Genomic DNA, 16,833 nt, shown 5'->3' on the forward strand with positions numbered 1-16,833 from the left:
AGCAAGTTGAGAAGTTAGCAAGTTGTCATTCCGACGCAGCAGGAATCTGGGCTAAGCCGTTGAACAGCGTCGTTCAATGGTTTGACCCCAATTCCTCCTGCGTCGGGATGACACTTTTAACATATACATTTTCCCACTCACCCATTCCCCGTCTCGTTCTGCTTTCTCAGGCGCTGGCAGAGTACGCGCAGGATGTTGCGGAGCACTTCGGGGCGCTCTTCCATCACGTCGTAGAAATCCTCCTGGTCGAGGCGGAAGGCCAGCGTGGGCGTCTGGGCCACGGCGGCGGCCGAGCGGGGCTCGGCGTCGAGCAGGGCCAGCTCGCCGAAGAAGTCGCCGGCCCGGAAGGTGGCCAGCTGGCGGGAGCCGGTGAAGATGCCCACTTCGCCCGCGTGCACGATGAACAGGGAGGTGCCTAAGTCGCCTTTGGCGAAAATCGGCTCTTCGGCCCCGAACTTCACTTCCTGCATGATGGGCACAATGGCGCTGAGCACGCTGGCCGGAGTTTCGGCGAACAGGGCCGTTTGCTGGAGAACGGCCACCCGGTCGGCGGCGGAAACGTGGGCGGGGGCAGCGGCGTGGCGCATAAGTAAATCGGCTAAGAAGGCGTTTTGGCGAAGAGCGGCCTGGTAGGCTGCCGGACGGGTTTCGGCCCAGCGGGCCAGGGCGGCCACGGCACTTTCGCGCAGCAGCCGGCTTTCGGAGAGCAAGTGGGGCAGCAGCAGCAGAAAATCGATGCGGTCCGCCGGCCACTGGTCCAGGGCCAGGCTCACCGTCCAGTCGGTAAATCCGGCTTCGCCCCGCTCCACAATAGTAGCCAGGATGGGCGCGGGCACCGGCGCGGCGGGCAGCAGCCGGTCGAAGCGGGCGGCTTTGGCGGCGGCGGCCCCCACTTCGAGCAGGGTTTGCAGGCCCTGGTAAGTGGGCCGGTCGATGAGGTTGTCGAGGATTTCGAGGGCGTTGGCCTGCCGCTCCCGGGCGGCGTGGGCTACGTGGCGCTGGGCATCGCGGATGGGCTGGGGCGGATACAACTGTTGTAAGAGCCCGAATAACCGCTGTTCCACGCGATGCAGCTCGTAGTTCAGCGCCTCCACCAGTGGCGGCATACTACCTGCGGCCTGACCGTGCAGCAGCTCCCGGGCTAGGAGCAACTCTTGCTGTACCAGCTCCCGCAACGCGGCCTCGTCGGCTGGGTTGGCAGGCAGGTGGCGCAAGGCGCGCAGGGCGGCTTCGCGCTTCGTCAGGTCGGACTGCCGGGCCAGGGCCAGGAGTGCCCGGCGGCTGGCAGGCTGGGGCAGATGTCCGCAAAGGGCCGCCACCCGCCGCACCACGGCCGGATTCGGATGGGTGCGTAAGGTAGCGCTGAATACGGGCAAGGCTGCGGCCCCGAGTTGTCGCAGCTTTTCGGCGGCGGCGGCCCGGGAGGTTTTAGCGGCCAGCGCTTCCACCAACAGCTGCACATTGGCCCCCGCTATCGGAGCTGATTCCAGACCAGCTACCCATGAGGTAGCAATTGCCTGGGGCAGAGCGGGGGTTGGAGCTGGCTCAGAAGCCGCAAAGCGCGGACTTACGGCGTGGTGCAGCTCGCCAAGATAGTGCTGATAGGTACGGTAGAGCAGCCCGCTGGCCACCACCAACAGCACCGCCATCCAGCTCACCGTGAACCCCAGGCTGGCGGCCGGCGTGAGCAACAGGAGCAAGCCGGCCAGACCCATGCCCAAGGGTTCGTAGACACCTTTTACCAGGGTGTGAGCCTGTAACCGCTCTTCGGCGGGCAGGGGCTGAAACAGCACCAGAAACACAGGGTCGAAGAAGGCCCGGCGCAACACTTCCTGCACCAGAAACAGTCCGCAGACGTAGAGCAGCAGCCCGCCCGGCCCCMGCGCCCCGCCCAGCCCGAAGAACCCAAGGCCGGCCAGCAGCACGAGGGGCAGCGCCAGCAGCACCGGCCGCACGCCCAGCCGGTCGAGGGCTTTGCCCGTCACGGCCAGCTTCAGGAGCATAGCCAGCAGGTAGGTGAGCGTGAGCACCGTACCCACGTAGCGCATCACCAGGGCCTGGTCGTGGAACCGCTCCTTTACGTTGATGAAAAACGCGTACTCGATGCCCGTGGTCACGGCCGCCACCACGAGCAGGCTCAAGCACATGGTGAGCACCAGCCGGCTGCTGCCCAGCCAGCGCCGGAGCGGGGCAGCTACGGGCTGCTGCCGCACCGCCCGGGCGGCCGAGCGCACTTCCACGGCATGCGTGCGGTTGGTGGCGCGCACCACCAGCAAGGCCCCCACGTAGGCCCCGAACGCCAGCAGCAACAGCCACAGCAGCTCGGCGTGGTGGTGCACGAGCACGGCCAGCACCGCGCCCAGGGCCTTGGCGGGCATATCGCCCGAGCTGATAACGCTGAACAGCCGCCGCCCCTGCCGCACATCGAACACCACCGCCGACACGCCCCAGAACTCCAGATTCGTGAGCAGGTAGATGACCCGGTAGCCGGCCATGATGGCCACCGCCGCCGCCACCGATTCGCCGGTAGCCACCAGCACCCCAATCACCCCCATCAGCACCACGACCACCAGCAGCACCCGCACGGCCACCGTTTGCAGGCCCAGCCGGTGCTCGTAGTGGGCGTACACCTGCCCGGCGGCCAGCATCAGCAGCGCCGAGGCCCCGTAGGCCAGCGGCAGGCTGGTTTCGGGGTGGTTTTCGAGCAGCACCACGTTGGCCGCCACGTACACCAGAATAGTGCCGATGCCGAGCAGGAAGTTGTGCAGAAAAAACAGCCCCACCGTGCGGCCTTCCGCCGGCCGGATTCCCAATAGGTGCTGCCAACGGGCGAGTAAAGTCATTTTTGGAGCTACAAGCTATACGCCGCAAGCTACAAGCTACAAGTGGCAAGCCCAATTTTTCAACCACAAGCTGCCAGTATAGCCGGCGACCTGTAGCTTGCGGCTCGTAGCTTGCCGCCTGAAATGTAGTATAGCTAACCGCTTCCTAAAATGGATTGTCTTCGCGCCGAAACCTACGTGCTCGACCAGCTTCGGCAGCACCTCTCGCCCACCCTGTTCTACCACGGCCTGCACCACACGCTCGACGTGACGGAGCAGGCCCTGGGGCTGGCGGCGGCCGAGGGCATTACCGGCGCGGAAGACCTGCTGGTACTGCGCACGGCGGCCCTCTACCACGATGCCGGCTTCCTGACCACCTACCAAGGCCACGAGGCCGCCGGCTGCGCCCTGGCCCGGCAAGTGCTCCCCGGCTTCGGCTACTGCCCCGCCCAGATCGAGCGCATCAGCCAGCTCATCCTGGCCACTCAGATGCCCCAGCAGCCCGGCAACTCCCACCTGGCCCGCATCCTCTGCGACGCCGACCTCGACTACCTGGGTCGCCCCGCCGACTTCTGGCCCATCAGCCAGACGCTGTTCGAGGAACTGGCCCTGCGCGGCCTCATGCCCGACGAAACGGCCTGGCTGGAGTTGCAGGTGCGCTTCCTGAGCACCCACCACTACTGGACGCCCACCGCCACCGCCCGCCGCGAAGCCGAAAAACAGGCCCGCCTGGCGGAAGTGAAAGCCCGGCTTGCGGGGAGTGAGTGAGTGAGTGAGTGACTCTACCGCCGCGTGCTGGGGATGCGGAATTGCAGGCCCAGGCTCGGGATGAAGGTGAAGCCGCTGAGCTTGGCGGTTTTATTGTTGAGCAGCTGGTATTCGCCGTAGTTCTGGTAGTAGACGGACAGGGCCGGAATCACGTAGGCGTAGCGGTAGCCCAGCTTGGCGTTGAAGAAGGCCCCGAAGGAGCTGAAGTTGCGGCGGGTTGTGGGCAAATCGGGCACTTTGCTGCCCGGCACGAAACCACTACCGGGGCCATTATACAGCTGGCCCGGCGTGAGGCCGTAGCGCAGAAAGCTGTGCGCGTACACCACCCCGTAAGAAATAGCCCCGATTTCCTCCTCCGGCCCCAGCGACTTGCTGAATACCAGCGGCACGATCAGATCGTGGCGGGTGGCGCGGAAGCCGAGCAGGGAGTTCACGTCGTCGAGGAACGGAATGCTGGGCAGCTTGGAGCGCTGGGTGGCGTATTGCAGCCCGATGCTGCCGTAGGTGACGCCCGCCTCACGGCTGCCCGGGTTTTCGGGCGTGCCCGTTGGCCCCAGAAACTGGTACATGGCATCGAACACGTGGGAGCCAAAGGCGTACTTGTAGCCCACATCGAACCGCTCCACCACCCCGTAGCGCACGTACAGATCCGACGATGGCCGCACCGGGTCGAGGGCGTAGGCAATGGCGGCTACTTGCAGATTCTCAACCGTCTGGTTGTAGTTGACGGTGTCCCTGGCCGCCTTATCGGCCAGATCCTGGGCGGCCGATTTGAGCGTGGCACCGGCCCGGCCGATGGTTTCGGTAGGCAGATTGAGTGAGACGTTGCCCCCCACCCGGAACTCGCCCCGGGGCGTGACTTTGCCCGTGCTCACAATGGCCCGCGGAGCCGTGCAGGAGGCCGAAAACAGCACCGCCGCGCCGCCCGCCAGCGCCAGCCCCGCCCGGAGCGAGAAGAAAGTATTCATGTAGCTAAAGCAGAAGAGGAAGTAACTCAGACGGCCGGCCGCACGACCAAAACCGGGCCGAAAGTAGCAATTCTGCCGTTGACAGGTAAGAGGCCGCCAGAAAACCAGAACGGTCATCCTGAGCGGAGCGAAGGATCTTATCACCTCAGAACAACCGTAGCAACGACTCGTTCCGAGGTGATAAGATCCTTCGCTCCGCTCAGGATGACCGTTCTGGTTTTCGTTTTTCTTTGTTCGAAACGTATCTACGCCGCCACCCGCGTCCGGGGCTTCTGCGCTTCGGCATAGGCACCGGCCCCCAGCCGGCGCAGCATCCGGCGGTGCGACTTAAGCGCCCCGAGGAACGTTTCGTTTTCCAGGTAGGGCACGCCGAATTCGTGGGCCGTAGCGCGCAGGATGTGGGCCAGGGCGGGGTAGTGAATGTGGCAGACCTTGGGGAACAGGTGGTGCTCTATCTGCCGGTTGAGGCCCCCGCACAGGAAACTGGCCAGGCGGCTGTTGGGCGAGAAGTTGGCCGTGGTGCGCATCTGGTGCACGGCCCAGGCTTCGAGCATGTCGCCCTGCTCGTTGGGCAGCGGGAAGGCCGTGCCTTCCACCACGTGGGCCAGCTGAAACACGAGGCCCAGCACCAGCCCTTCCACGAAGTGCATGCCCACGAACCCGATGATGAACTGCCACCACGTGATATCGAGCACTACCAGCGGCAGCACAATGAACAGCACGTAATAAATAGCCTTGTAGAAGAACAGGTTGAAATACTCCCGGCGCGGGTGGTTGGCCACCTGCTGGCCGATTTTGGGCTGGAAGAACTTCACGTAATCCTTGCGCAGCACCCAGGAAAGCGAAGCCAGCCCGTAGACCGGAAACGCGTACCAGTGCTGAAACCGCTGAATCCAGCGCACCGGCTCCTGCTCATCGAGCCGGATCAGGCCGGGGGCCACTTCAATGTCCTCGTCGTGGCCGGCAATGTTGGTGTAGGTGTGGTGCACCACGTTGTGGGTGATGTTCCACACGTAGGGGCTGGCCCCGATCAGGTTGAACACCAGCCCGAGCCCTTTATTGACGTGCTTGTTGGCCGAAAACGAACCGTGCATGGCGTCGTGGCACACGTTGAAGCCGATGAACGCGCAGATGGCCCCCAATACCGCCGCCAGCGCGGCCATCACCGGCACGCTGAACTGGTTCGACATAATGAGGCCGTACGTCACCACGAACGCCGTCAGGAAAAAGATGGTCTTGGCCCACATGGCCCCGTTGGCGTGGCGCGAAAGGTTGCGCTCCTTGAAATAGGCATCGGCCCGCTCCCGAGCCGTGGCGAAAAACGTGGAGCGCTGGACGTTGGTGAACTTCAGAGGTTTGGTCATGCGGATACCGTTATGCGGTGCAGCAGCGGGGGCTGCTCTTCCACAAATGTAATTATTCTGTTTTTTTGAGTTGGCCGGCAGTTGCGCCGCGCCAAGATACGGCATTGCCCGCCGGGTTCGCCGGGTCGCAGTCGTGCGCCTTTAACCGGCAGAGGCGGGGTTTCGTTCGAGGCCTGCCCCCGCCCGTCCTGGCTTTTGGTCCGCATCGTCGGCTGCCGGCCCCGGTGCAACTCCGGCCTAACCAGCACACGGCCACCCGCTAACCCGCCCTGCTGGCCCCTTTGGCGCGCGCCGACGCTTTCCCGCCAGCAGGGCCTTTTTATTTTCCTCCGTGAACCAGCCCCGACAAGCTACCGCAGCTGCTCGGTTCACCCCACGTTGCGGCGCAGTCAACGCTACGCTGGAGCTGTCCCCCGACTCGGCAACGGCAGCTGAATTCCGGCGGCGCATTGGCTGCTCTGCGGCGCAGATTATTTATCGCCCAACCGAACGGCCACCCTTCTTACGTTACCAAATTGTTATGCACCGCGCCGGAAAATCCCGTAACTTTCCTTTTCGTTTCCGGCCCAACACCTGCCTCATGCTCCAGTTTTACCTCAACGACCAGCTCATCCGCACCGACCAGCCGGCCGGCAGCACCCTGCTCGACTTCGTGCGCTACAACCAGCACCTGAAAGGCACCAAAATCGGCTGCCGTGAGGGCGACTGCGGGGCCTGCACCGTGCTGGTGGGTGAGCTGCCGGCCGGGGAAGCGGTGGTGCGCTACCAGTCGATGACTTCCTGCCTGACCCCGCTCGGCAACGCCCACGGCAAGCATGTGGTTACGGTGGAGGGCATCAATGCGGCCCGGGGCACGCTCACGCCGGTGCAGCAGGCCATTGTGCAGGAGAACGGCTCCCAGTGCGGGTTCTGCACGGTAGGCTTCGTGATGAGCCTCACGGGCCACGCCCTGAGCGCCCGGCCCAGCACGCCCACGTCGGTACTGGCATCTATGGATGGCAACATCTGCCGCTGCACCGGCTACAAGAGCCTGGAGCGCGCCGCCGCCCACCTGCACGAGCAGCTAACTGCGCGTCCCGCCACCGAAGCCGTGGGCTGGCTGGCCGACCAGCAGTTCGTGCCCGCTTACTTTGCCGCCATGCCCGCCCGGCTCCAGGCCCTGCGCGACGCGGCCACGGCCGCCACTACCGGCGGCTCCGAGGCTACTATTCCCACGGCCGCCCCCGTTGCCAAGCCCCTGGATGCCCCGGCCGCCGCCCGTGCCCGCATCCTGGGCGGCGGCACCGATTTACTGGTTCAGCAGCCTGAGCACGTGCGGGCTATTCCGGTGGAGCTGGTATTCGATCAAACCCAGCTGCGCGGTATTCGCCGCGACGGCGACGTAATTCGGCTGGGCGCGGCCACCACGGCCCAGCAGCTGCTGGAATCGGAGGTGATGCTGGCGGTAGTGCCGGCCCTGCCGCGGTTCCTGAAACTGGTCAGCAGCACGCCCATCCGCCAGATGGGCACCGTGGCCGGCAACTTCATCAACGCCTCCCCCATCGGCGACCTCACCATTATGTTTCTGGCCCTGGGGGCCGAAATTGAGCTGGAAGATGCCGCCGGCCAGCGCCGCGCCCTGCCCCTGGCCGACCTCTACCTCGGCTACAAGCAGCTGGCCAAAACGGCCGACGAGCAGGTGACCGAAATCCGCTTCCCGGCCCCCGCCGCCGCTTCCGACCACTTCAACTTCGAGAAAGTATCCAAGCGCACCCACCTCGACATTGCCAGCGTGAACACCGCCGCCTGGCTGCGCCTGGAAGATGGCGTGGTACGGGCCGCCCGCCTCTCGGCCGGGGGCGTGGGACCGGTGCCCATGCTGCTGCCCCGGGCCGCTGCCGCCCTGGTGGGCCAGCCGCTGAGCACAGAAACGCTGCGCCGCGCCCAGGAGGTGGCCCAGCAGGAAATCAGCCCTATTGGCGACGTGCGCGGCACCGCCCACTACAAGCGCCTGCTGCTGCACCAGCTGCTGGAGGCCCATTTTGTGGAGCTGGGCCTGCTGACCGATTAAACGGCTGTAGAGACGCGACACTTCGCGTCTCGTCGTTGAACGGCCGGAACTGCCCCCGCTAAACAACATCAGCAACGACGAGACGCGAAGTGTCGCGTCTCTACATCGCCCGGCCCAATTCATAATTCTCAATTCATAATTACAGCAGTGAACCACCTCGACCCCATCCGCCACGTGCGCGGCGAATCGCAGTACCTCGACGACGTGCCCGAGCAGCACGGCACCCTGTACGCGGCCGTGGTGGAGTCGCCGCTGGCCCACGGGCGGCTGCTGGCCGTGGATGCCTCGGCGGCTTTGCTGCGGCCCGGCGTGGTGCGCGTTATTCTGGCCGCCGATATTCCCGGCACCAACCAGATTGGCGGCATCGTGCCCGATGAGCCGCTGCTGGCCGAGGGCCACGTGCACTTCCGGGGTCAGCCGGTGGCCCTGGTGCTGGCCGAATCGGAGCACGCCGCCCACGCCGCCCTGGCCCACGTGCGGGTAGACGTGGACCCGCTGCCCGTGCTTACCGACCCGCGCGTGGCCGCCGCCCAGGGCGAGCTGCTGGTGCCGCCGCGCACCTTCCGCATCGGCGATTCGGCGGCGGCCTGGGCCGGGTGCGCCCACGTGTTCGAGGGCGTGGCCGAGTCGGGCGGGCAGGAGCATCTGTACATCGAAACCCAGGGGGCCTACGCCTTCCCCACCGAAATGGGCGGGGTGCGCATCATCTCTTCCACCCAGGGGCCCACGGCCGTGCAGCGCCACACGGCCCACGTGCTGGGCCTGGGCATGCACCAGGTGGAAGTGGACGTAACCCGCCTCGGGGGCGGTTTCGGGGGCAAGGAAGACCAGGCCACGCCCTGGGGCGCGCTGGCTGCGCTGGGCGCTTTCCTCACCCGCCGCCCGGTGAAGCTGGTGCTCGACCGGATGGCCGACATGCGCATGACCGGCAAGCGCCACCCGTATTCGTCCGACTTCAAAATCGGGCTCGATGCCGACCTGAAAATTGTGGCCTACGAGGCCACGTTCTACCAGAACGGCGGCGCGGCGGCCGACCTGTCGCCGGCCGTGCTGGAGCGCACCTTGTTCCACAGCACCAACACCTACTTCATCCCGAACGTGACGGCCACGGCTTACAGCTGCCGCACCAATCTGCCGCCCAACACCGCCTTCCGGGGCTTCGGCGGGCCTCAGGGCATGTTCGTGATAGAGTCGGCTCTGGCCTGCGCGGCCGAGCAGCTGGGCGTGGCCACCACCGAAATTCAGCGCCGCAACCTGCTGCGCGAGGGCGACCTGTTTCCCTACCGCCAGCCGGCCGAACTGTGCCACGCCGAACAAGCCTGGGACACGGCCGCCCAGCGCTTCGATTTGCCGGCCCGCCGCCGCGAAGTGGACGCGTTCAACCAGGCCCACCGCTGGCAGAAGCAGGGGCTGGCCGTGATGCCCATCTGCTTCGGCATCTCGTTCACCAAAACCGCCATGAACCAGGCCCGGGCGCTGGTCCACATCTACACCGACGGCACGGTGGGCGTGAGCACCGGGGCCGTGGAAATGGGCCAGGGCGTGAACACCAAAATTGCCCAGGTGGCCGCCCGCACCCTGGGCATTGGGCTGCACCGCATCAAGGTGGAAAGCACCAACACCACCCGCGTGGCCAACACCTCCCCCTCGGCCGCCTCCGCCACCGCCGACCTCAACGGCAAAGCCACCGAGCTGGCCTGCCGGGCGTTGCGCGAACGAATCCTGCGCCTGGCCTCCACCGAGCTGAGCCTGGACTACGAGGGCCTGCACATTGAAAACGAGCAGGTGCTGGCCGCCGGCAAACCCGCCGACTCGACTTGGGAAAAGCTGGTGTCGGCGGCCTACTGGCAGCGGGTGAGCCTGAGCGAAAACGCCCACTACGCCACCCCCGACCTGCATTTCGACGCCACCACCAACCAGGGCTACCCCTTCGCCTACCACGTGTACGGCACGGCCCTGACCACCGTAACCGTGGACTGCCGCCGCGGCACCTACACCGTGGACGCCGTGCAGATTGCCCACGATTTCGGCCAGAGCATTAACCCCCAGGTAGACTTAGGTCAGATTGAGGGCGGCACGGTGCAGGGCATCGGCTGGATGACGCTGGAAGAGCTGGTGTACAACGACGAAGGCCGCCTGCTGAGCAACTCGCTCAACGCCTACAAAATCCCGGACCTGTACTCGGTACCCCCGGTGCTCGACGTGCATTTCCTCGATACGCCAGGCCACCCGCGGGCCGTACTGCGCTCCAAAGCCGTGGGCGAGCCCCCGCTCATGTACGGCATCGGCACCTACTTCGCCCTCCGCGACGCGGTGCGGGCGTTCAACCCTGATTCCACCATTTCTTTCTCCGCTCCGATGACGCCGGAAAAGGTGCTGGTGAACTTGTACCCGGAGTTTGTAGGGGCGGGGAAAGCGGCTGCGGTGGCGCGGGGTTAGTGGGGGTGTGGATTGTGGGGTTTTCAGCGAGTGAAGGAACAAGTAGAATCCTGTGTCGCGGCAAAATATTAAGATAAAATTATTTGGCAATTAACTTTATCTTGCTGATGAAATTTCCATTTGATACATCAGTTTCTCAAATAGCCCACTTTTCAATTTAATCCAATCACAAAATGAAAATGATTTCCGGCCGCAGGGCACTCGACAAAGTATACAAACGCCGCGACCGTTATGATATACCTGATTGGCAGCGAGATGAAGTTTGGGATATCAAAAAAAAGCAAAAGCTAATTGATAGCATCCTTAAAGGATGGCGACTACCGAAATTTTATTTACTAAAAACTGCTGAAGATGAATATGAAGTAGTTGATGGTCAGCAAAGACTTAGTTCCATCATCGAATTTTTCAACAATGAACTAGCTCTATCTGAAGAATCTGCAAAAAAATTTGGCGATTCTTATTACAAAGATTTACCACCACGCATATCAGATAATTTTGATGATTTTGAAATAGATTTTGACGAAATACAAGGAGCAGAAGATGAAGAATTAAAGGAGTTTTTCCAACGCTTACAAGAAGGACTACCATTAACTAGTAGTGAGAAGCTAAACTCTGTTCACAGCAAATTAAGAAACTTTTGCAAGGAAATATCAAATACTTCATTTTTTAAAAACAAGGTTTTTATTTCAGATAACAGGTTTTCTTATTTTGATATTGCAACAAAAGTTGTAACACTTGAAATCGAGGGCATAACGAGCGGTATTAGATATGAGGATATATTTAAAGTATTTAAAGCAAATGTGGAATTCTCAGTTCAGTCAGCTGTCGGAAAAAGGATTACTGATACTTTTAATTATCTTGATAAGGTATTTCCTGAACGCAGTCCTCTTTTAAAAAACAGAACTGTAATCCAATCTTATGCAACTTTTATTGCTGGATTTATTTCTACAGGAAAAGCAAAAGGCCAAGAACCTAGAATAAAAGCTTTTTTTGAAAACTTCACTACCGGCTTAGTTAAGCAAATTGAGTTGGGTAAAGGTGGCAATGACATGGACTACCTCAAGTTCCAGCGCTCTATAAGTGCTAACGTAAAATCTGGCGCAAGTACTAGGCAAGATGTTTTGATGCGGAAGATTCTCCAATCAGACCCAATTCTTGCTAGCTTATTTGGACCAACGAAAATAACTCAAAGCGGAATTGATACTAATATTCGCGCTCTGTCCGATTCTATTTCCAATAGAATCGCAATTTCCAATGCAGCCTTTTCTTCTCTACATGGAGAAGACTTATTCAAAGCAACTAACAAGACTGTACAAGCATTAAAAATACTTGGAGAACCTATCAAAAATCTTACTGATTACAAGCTACTGATAGACAATCTATATTTTCTATTCAAGGAAAGTATTGGCCAACGCTTAGGAGAAAAAGTTCCACAATCATTTATCGATGTAAATGCTTTGCGCACCGAGATTGAGCACGACGTAGACCATGGAGATAAGAGCAGAATACGGTCTAAGCGCAAAAAAATTGGAGAGACTTTTAAAAAGTATAGTGGCACAACATCACCACAAACACTAGCACCAGAAATGTTTCCTGTCTTCCAACTGCAACTTCTATCCAAGCTTGAGGAAGACATTCAATTACTCGCTATTTCATAATATCTTCTAAACGCAAAGAGGCTCAAGCTCCCGTAGCTTCAGCCTCTTCTCGTTTCCGCCGCAGTTCAGGGCATTACCGTTGCAGGGTGCGGTTCTCGGGGGTAGTGGGCTCCCATTCGCCGATGACGATGCCGGTGCGCTTGATTTCCTGCACGAACGGGTTCCAGTCGGTGAACTGTTCGGGCGAAAAGGTATGCGGCTCGATATAGAAGAAGGGCGCCCGGGCCAGCAAATGGGCCAGGGGCCGTACATCAATCGGCGCGGCGCCGGTGAAATCTTCGCTCACGAGGGCCACGTCAATATCCGATTCTTCGCGCTGCTCATTGCGGGCGTAGGAACCGAATACAATGATTTTTTGCAGCCGCAGGTCTAGCTGCTGCGCCTCGGCGGCAAAACGCTGGACCAGTTCTAGGGCAGTGTGCTGAGTAAACATTGGCGGAAGAGTTCGGTGTCGTGCAGCAGTTGCCGGGTGTAGGCTTCGGTGGCAATATTATAAACGCTACGCTGATAATCAGGATAACGCCCGGCCATTTGAAATCCGTTCAACTCGACGATTAGCACCTCTTGGACAGGCGTGAGCACCACGGCGGTGGCGGCCAGGAGCCGCGCCAGGTTGTGAATGCGTGGTGGGTGGTCGTCCACGTTGTCTTTCACCCAGTGCGCTTTGCAGAGCTTTTCAATGGTGAGGTGCGCCAGAAACAGGCACTGCAAGTACCGCTTGGTCTGAAACAGGTCTTGCGAGGCCAGCCAATCATCTTCAGCGGTTTCTTTCCAGTGCAGAACATGATCGGACTTGGTCATAAAGCAAGCTAACAAAAAAAGAGGCTGAAGCTCCTGTAGCTTCAGCCTCTTTTGCGTTTCTGCCGCGGCTCAGGGCTTTACGGAAGGAGTCGGGCCGGCGCGGGCGGGCAGTTGGCGGCGCCCCCGAACCGGGTTTTTCGGCGGCAACCCACGGCGCGGGCCGATTTGTTGGGCCGCCCCTATGACGCGGGCAAAGGTTCTCGTACTTTTGCACCCCCGAATTTACGACTACCCCCACCCTTCGCTTGGAACTCACCCGCTCATCCCAACTCCGCGACACCGTCCGCGGCTTCCTGATTTACGCCGCCGGCGACACCGTGGCCGCCCTGCTGCTCCACGAATTTTCCTGGTTTCGCCTGCTGGGCATGGCCCTCATCGGGGGCCTGCTCTACTCGGTGGAAGTGCCCGCCTACTTCCGCTGGATTGACCACCGCCTGCCCTCCCATGCCCAGGCCGGCTGGGGCCGCAAGTGGGGCCGGGCATCGTTGTCGCTGCTCTACTTCAACCCCCTCTGGATTGCCCGCCACTTCGTGTTTCTGCGCCTGTGCAGCGGCCACAGTGAGCAGATAACCCTGGATTTACTGCCGCTGGCTACCCGCTCCTTTTTGCTCAACGCGCCCGTGGCGCTGCTGGTGAATTACTACATTCAGAACCGGGTGGCCCCGGAGTGGCGCTTCGTGGCCAGCGCCCTGTTCTCGGGCATTATGGCCGTGTACTACGCCCTGAGCGCGGCCTGGCTCTAGGCAACGCGCCGGGGCAGAATCAGTGCGGAAAGCGCACCCGTAAAAGTCAATTAAACATCCAATTTCCACTATATTGCCGGAGCAAGAACTACCGCTCACTCTGCTTGGTTATTCTCCCGTGGATATCCTTACCGCTTCCCCGCCGGCTCCGCGCGATATGCTCGTCTGGCAACACGCCACGGCCAACCTGCGCGCGGGTATTCCGGTAGCGTTGCTGTGCGTGCTCAACAGCGTGGGCAGCAGCCCCGGGCGGCAGGGGTTCAAGATGAGCGTGACGGCCGTGAGCATGGCCGGCTCCATCGGGGGGGGCATCATGGAGCATAAATTCGTGGAGAAGGCCCGGGGCCTGCTGCTCCAGGACGCGGCCGCGCCCGTGGTGCGCCACCAGGTGCACCGCCGCGAAGCCCCCGCCGACCGCTCCGGCCTGATTTGCTCGGGTGAGCAGTGGATTCTGGTCCTGCCCCTGCACTCTGCCGACCTGCCCGTTATTCTGGAGCTCAAGCAACTACTGCGCGCCCACATTCCCGGTCAGCTCCGCCTGTCGGCCGCGCACCGCGTGGAAGTGCTGGCCGCGGAACCGCAGGTCCCCGCCTACGCCCTGCACCTGGGCCCCGACTGGTACTACACGGAACAACTGGGTTTTCAGGACCACGTGACCATCGTGGGCGGCGGCCACGTGGCCCTGGCCCTCTCGCGGGTGCTGGCCGCCCTGGAGTTTGAGCTCACGGTGCTCGACGACCGGCCCGGCCTGAACACCCACCTCTTCAACCCCTTCGCCCACCACAAGCGCATCGTGCGCTACGAAACGCTGGAACGCGAAATTGTGGCCGGCCCGCGCCAGTACGTCATCCTGATGACGTTTGGCTACCGCACCGACCTGCTGGCCCTGCGCCAACTGCTGGCTCTGCCGGTACGCTACCTGGGCGTGATGGGCAGCGCCAGCAAAATCACGGAAATGCTCGACACACTCCGCGAAGAGGGCGTACCGGAAGCCACCCTGGCCCGCATTCACGCCCCCATCGGCCTGGCCATTCACAGCCGCACGCCGGAGGAAATTGCCATCAGCATTGCCGCCGAGCTAATCCGGGAGCGGAACACGCCCTAAACCCCACAACGGCCAGCCCGCGTAGTACACCGACTGGCCGTTTTTACTGCCTGGGAAACGCTGTAGACGAGACGCGACACTTCGCGTCTCGTCGTTGCTGCTGTTACCTATCCAAACCCATCCCCCCGTTTCAGCCTGATGTTGTTCAGCTGAACCACTACCGGCCGTTCAACGACGCGATGCGAAGTGTCGCGTCTCGACAGCGGGTTTCAATCCTCGTAGTCCGTGCCGGCATTGTTCTGGCCGTTGAGGTAGCCGGCGGTGAAGATGTGATACTGGTCGAAGATGGAGCGTACGGAACGGCGCAGCACCACTTCGCCCTGGGGGCCGGAGGGTACGCTCACGCCGGAAGCATAGCCGTTCCAGACGGCCCGATTGGTGCGGTTATCGATGAGCGTGACGAGCAGGGTACCTTCGGAGAGCAGCAGGCGCACGGGCTGGTAGCCTTTGCGGTCCTCCTTGGGGGTATTGTCCTCCTCGCTGTTGCCGTTCTTTACCCAGGTCGTAAAATCGTCCTGGGCGTACCCCCGGAAGTGCATGTCGCCCTCGAAGAGGCGGAAGTTGACCAGTAAATCGGGGCGGCGGCGGGAGGCGTGGTAGCCCTGCACCTTCATGCGCGTGCGGATAGCGTCGCGCACGGCCCCGCCCAGGCGGCTGGTATCGGAGTTGAGGCCGTCGCCGCTGATGAATTCGTAGGTGCGGTAGCGCCGGAACTGGCCGGCGTAGCTGTAATCCGATTCCACCCGCGCCTCCCGCGACATCAGGCAACCCGAGAGCAGCAGGCTAAGCCCCGCCGCTAGCGTAAACGTCCATTTCATAAGCCCTGAGAAACTAAGTGAGTCGTACTCACTAAACTACGAAACTCAGGGCGCTTGTCGATTGATTGTCAGGGTAAAAAATGCTGTTTTTTTCAACCTGAAGTGCTATCCAAATCCGCGACTCCAGCGGAACCGGCAGCCTGGCTCCTGGCGGGGTTATTCGGCTGCCGTCAGGTCCTTTTCCAGCACGATGGTCAGCCCACGCGCGCTTTGCGTGGTGCCCATGATATCAAAGCCGTGGCGCAGGTTCAGCAGCAGCATTCCGCGCCAGTGGTTGTAAGTGTGGGTGCGCACGGCACGGTAGCCCTGCGCACGGCCCCAGGCGTGCTGGCGGCGCAGCAGCTCCGCCGCCAGCCCCTGCCCCCGGAACGCCGGGAGCACGCCGCCCAGCCAACTGTAGTAGTGCCCCGGCTTCCGCTCGTAGCCCAGCTCGCCGCCCACCACTTGGCCCGCGTGCTCCACCAGCCACGCCTGCACTGGCTGGCGCTGCTGCTGGTAGCGCAGGTCGGCCAGGAGTTCAACTTCGTCTGTTTCGAGGGCAGCGGCGAGCAGGGTAGTTAGCAGCTTGCTTTGGGCAGGCACGATATCAGGCAGGAAGCGGAACGTGAAATCCATTTGTTTTTATAAAGTGCCGACACCCGATTCGTCGCTTTATTGGGTGAGCATCAACGGTACGGTTTGGGCGGTGTATTGTTCGCCGTTGCTGAGCTGATAAACCACCGTAAACTGCTGCGGCCCCGTACTGGCGGTGGCGGCATTGGCCAGCCGCAATTCCAGCAACAGCTCCGGTTGTTGCGCCCGTTGCTGCACATAGTCGCTGAGCAGACTGTAAGTCCCTCCGTTTCCCGACAGGTCATACACACTCAAAACGTCGTTGAGCGCACTGCCGGCGGGGTGCTGGGCATCCAATGCATTGCTGCTCGTGACGGTGATGGCCGTGACCCGCTCCGTGAATGCCGGCCCAACCGGAGAACACGCGTAGGCCGCGGCTCCCCAGCCGGCCCGATACTCCTGAGCGGCCACCAGGCGGGTTTCGAGCCCCAAACGCAAGGCAAACTGGCCGCGGGAAACCGATTCGGCTGCTCCCAATACGGCCACCGAACCGCCGGCATTCGCAATGGCTACCACCGTAGTGCCCGTGATATCGTAATTGGAGGATTTTGGCGGCGGGTTACACCCGCAGGAATCGGAACAAAGCAGGTCACCACACGCGGGCAGGCCCAGCACCAAAGAAGTAAAGAGAAGCAGTCTTTTCATAGTACCAATAGATTGATTGCGAGTTCTTCTTCCGGAGCAC

The 16,833-nt window shown here is 61.6% G+C and carries 14 protein-coding genes; 6 read left to right on the top strand and 8 right to left on the bottom strand.

Annotation, left to right across the window (positions count from 1 at the left end):
* Window positions 1-137: 137 nt before the first annotated feature.
* A complete protein-coding gene (locus tag D0T11_RS16115) occupies window positions 138-2,843 on the bottom strand; it encodes a cyclic nucleotide-binding domain-containing protein (protein WP_119656831.1) in 2,706 nt (901 codons plus the stop codon).
* 150 nt (window positions 2,844-2,993) lie between these two features.
* Here D0T11_RS16115 and D0T11_RS16120 point away from each other — a divergent pair, with 150 nt between their 5' ends.
* Window positions 2,994-3,590 carry an HD domain-containing protein gene (locus tag D0T11_RS16120; protein WP_119656832.1) on the top strand — a complete coding sequence of 199 codons (597 nt, stop codon included), beginning with the start codon at window positions 2,994-2,996 and terminating at the stop codon, window positions 3,588-3,590.
* Between the two features lie 14 nt (window positions 3,591-3,604).
* On the opposite strand, the gene D0T11_RS16125 is transcribed toward D0T11_RS16120, so the two are convergent.
* Window positions 3,605-4,558, bottom strand: coding sequence for a hypothetical protein (locus D0T11_RS16125; protein ID WP_119656833.1), 954 nt, complete (start codon window positions 4,556-4,558; stop codon window positions 3,605-3,607).
* 245 nt (window positions 4,559-4,803) lie between these two features.
* Window positions 4,804-5,922: a fatty acid desaturase family protein gene (locus tag D0T11_RS16130; RefSeq protein ID WP_119656834.1), complete on the bottom strand. Its 1,119-nt coding sequence runs from the start codon at window positions 5,920-5,922 to the stop codon at window positions 4,804-4,806.
* A gap of 580 nt (window positions 5,923-6,502) precedes the next feature.
* Here D0T11_RS16130 and D0T11_RS16135 point away from each other — a divergent pair.
* From D0T11_RS16135 to D0T11_RS16145, 3 genes are all read left to right on the top strand, one after another.
* A complete protein-coding gene (locus D0T11_RS16135; RefSeq protein ID WP_119656835.1) occupies window positions 6,503-7,972 on the top strand; it encodes an FAD binding domain-containing protein in 1,470 nt (489 codons plus the stop codon).
* A 147-nt stretch (window positions 7,973-8,119) separates the two neighbouring features.
* Window positions 8,120-10,411: a xanthine dehydrogenase molybdopterin binding subunit gene (locus D0T11_RS16140; protein ID WP_119656836.1), complete on the top strand. Its 2,292-nt coding sequence runs from the start codon at window positions 8,120-8,122 to the stop codon at window positions 10,409-10,411.
* Between the two features lie 173 nt (window positions 10,412-10,584).
* The gene (locus D0T11_RS16145) at window positions 10,585-12,069 is read left to right on the top strand and encodes a DUF262 domain-containing protein (protein WP_119656837.1); all 1,485 of its coding nucleotides are present in this window, start codon (window positions 10,585-10,587) and stop codon (window positions 12,067-12,069) included.
* Between the two features lie 73 nt (window positions 12,070-12,142).
* Here the strand turns inward: D0T11_RS16145 and D0T11_RS16150 are convergent, their stop codons facing one another.
* Together D0T11_RS16150 and D0T11_RS16155 are read right to left on the bottom strand one after the other, a co-directional pair.
* Window positions 12,143-12,502, bottom strand: a complete 360-nt coding sequence (locus tag D0T11_RS16150; RefSeq protein ID WP_119656838.1) for a nucleotidyltransferase domain-containing protein — start codon at window positions 12,500-12,502, stop codon at window positions 12,143-12,145.
* Window positions 12,478-12,870 (bottom strand): HEPN domain-containing protein, encoded by a 393-nt coding sequence (locus D0T11_RS16155; RefSeq protein ID WP_119656839.1) that lies wholly within the window; start codon window positions 12,868-12,870, stop codon window positions 12,478-12,480. Before D0T11_RS16155 ends, D0T11_RS16150 begins: the two co-directional genes overlap by 25 nt.
* 245 nt (window positions 12,871-13,115) lie before the next feature.
* On the opposite strand from D0T11_RS16155, the gene D0T11_RS16160 reads away from it, so the two are divergent.
* Both D0T11_RS16160 and D0T11_RS16165 read left to right on the top strand, forming a co-directional pair.
* Entirely contained in the window at window positions 13,116-13,613 is a 498-nt protein-coding gene (locus tag D0T11_RS16160) for a hypothetical protein (protein ID WP_119656840.1), read from the top strand.
* Window positions 13,614-13,731: 118 nt separating this feature from the next.
* Window positions 13,732-14,718, top strand: coding sequence for an XdhC family protein (locus tag D0T11_RS16165; protein WP_245990937.1), 987 nt, complete (start codon window positions 13,732-13,734; stop codon window positions 14,716-14,718).
* Between the two features lie 209 nt (window positions 14,719-14,927).
* On the opposite strand, the gene D0T11_RS16170 is transcribed toward D0T11_RS16165, so the two are convergent.
* The 3 genes from D0T11_RS16170 to D0T11_RS16180 all read right to left on the bottom strand — a co-directional run bounded on the left by D0T11_RS16170 (window position 14,928) and on the right by D0T11_RS16180 (window position 16,793).
* On the bottom strand, window positions 14,928-15,536 hold the full coding sequence (locus D0T11_RS16170; protein WP_119656842.1) for a DUF4136 domain-containing protein: 609 nt from the start codon (window positions 15,534-15,536) through the stop codon (window positions 14,928-14,930).
* A 156-nt stretch (window positions 15,537-15,692) separates the two neighbouring features.
* Entirely contained in the window at window positions 15,693-16,151 is a 459-nt protein-coding gene (locus D0T11_RS16175; protein WP_119656843.1) for a GNAT family N-acetyltransferase, read from the bottom strand.
* A gap of 36 nt (window positions 16,152-16,187) precedes the next feature.
* Window positions 16,188-16,793 carry a hypothetical protein gene (locus D0T11_RS16180; RefSeq protein ID WP_147374691.1) on the bottom strand — a complete coding sequence of 202 codons (606 nt, stop codon included), beginning with the start codon at window positions 16,791-16,793 and terminating at the stop codon, window positions 16,188-16,190.
* Window positions 16,794-16,833: the final 40 nt, after the last annotated feature.

This window comes from Hymenobacter rubripertinctus, from assembly GCF_003583925.1.
GTDB classification, from domain to species: domain Bacteria; phylum Bacteroidota; class Bacteroidia; order Cytophagales; family Hymenobacteraceae; genus Hymenobacter; species Hymenobacter rubripertinctus.

Coding starts and splice junctions, on each gene's coding strand:
- D0T11_RS16130 (WP_119656834.1), bottom strand. CDS start 5,922: ATGACCAAACCTCTGAAGTTCACCAACGTCCAGCGCTCCACGTTTTTC.
- D0T11_RS16155 (WP_119656839.1), bottom strand. CDS start 12,870: ATGACCAAGTCCGATCATGTTCTGCACTGGAAAGAAACCGCTGAAGAT.
- D0T11_RS16150 (WP_119656838.1), bottom strand. CDS start 12,502: ATGTTTACTCAGCACACTGCCCTAGAACTGGTCCAGCGTTTTGCCGCC.
- D0T11_RS16145 (WP_119656837.1), top strand. CDS start 10,585: ATGAAAATGATTTCCGGCCGCAGGGCACTCGACAAAGTATACAAACGC.
- D0T11_RS16125 (WP_119656833.1), bottom strand. CDS start 4,558: ATGAATACTTTCTTCTCGCTCCGGGCGGGGCTGGCGCTGGCGGGCGGC.
- D0T11_RS16180 (WP_147374691.1), bottom strand. CDS start 16,793: ATGAAAAGACTGCTTCTCTTTACTTCTTTGGTGCTGGGCCTGCCCGCG.
- D0T11_RS16135 (WP_119656835.1), top strand. CDS start 6,503: ATGCTCCAGTTTTACCTCAACGACCAGCTCATCCGCACCGACCAGCCG.
- D0T11_RS16175 (WP_119656843.1), bottom strand. CDS start 16,151: ATGGATTTCACGTTCCGCTTCCTGCCTGATATCGTGCCTGCCCAAAGC.
- D0T11_RS16170 (WP_119656842.1), bottom strand. CDS start 15,536: ATGAAATGGACGTTTACGCTAGCGGCGGGGCTTAGCCTGCTGCTCTCG.
- D0T11_RS16120 (WP_119656832.1), top strand. CDS start 2,994: ATGGATTGTCTTCGCGCCGAAACCTACGTGCTCGACCAGCTTCGGCAG.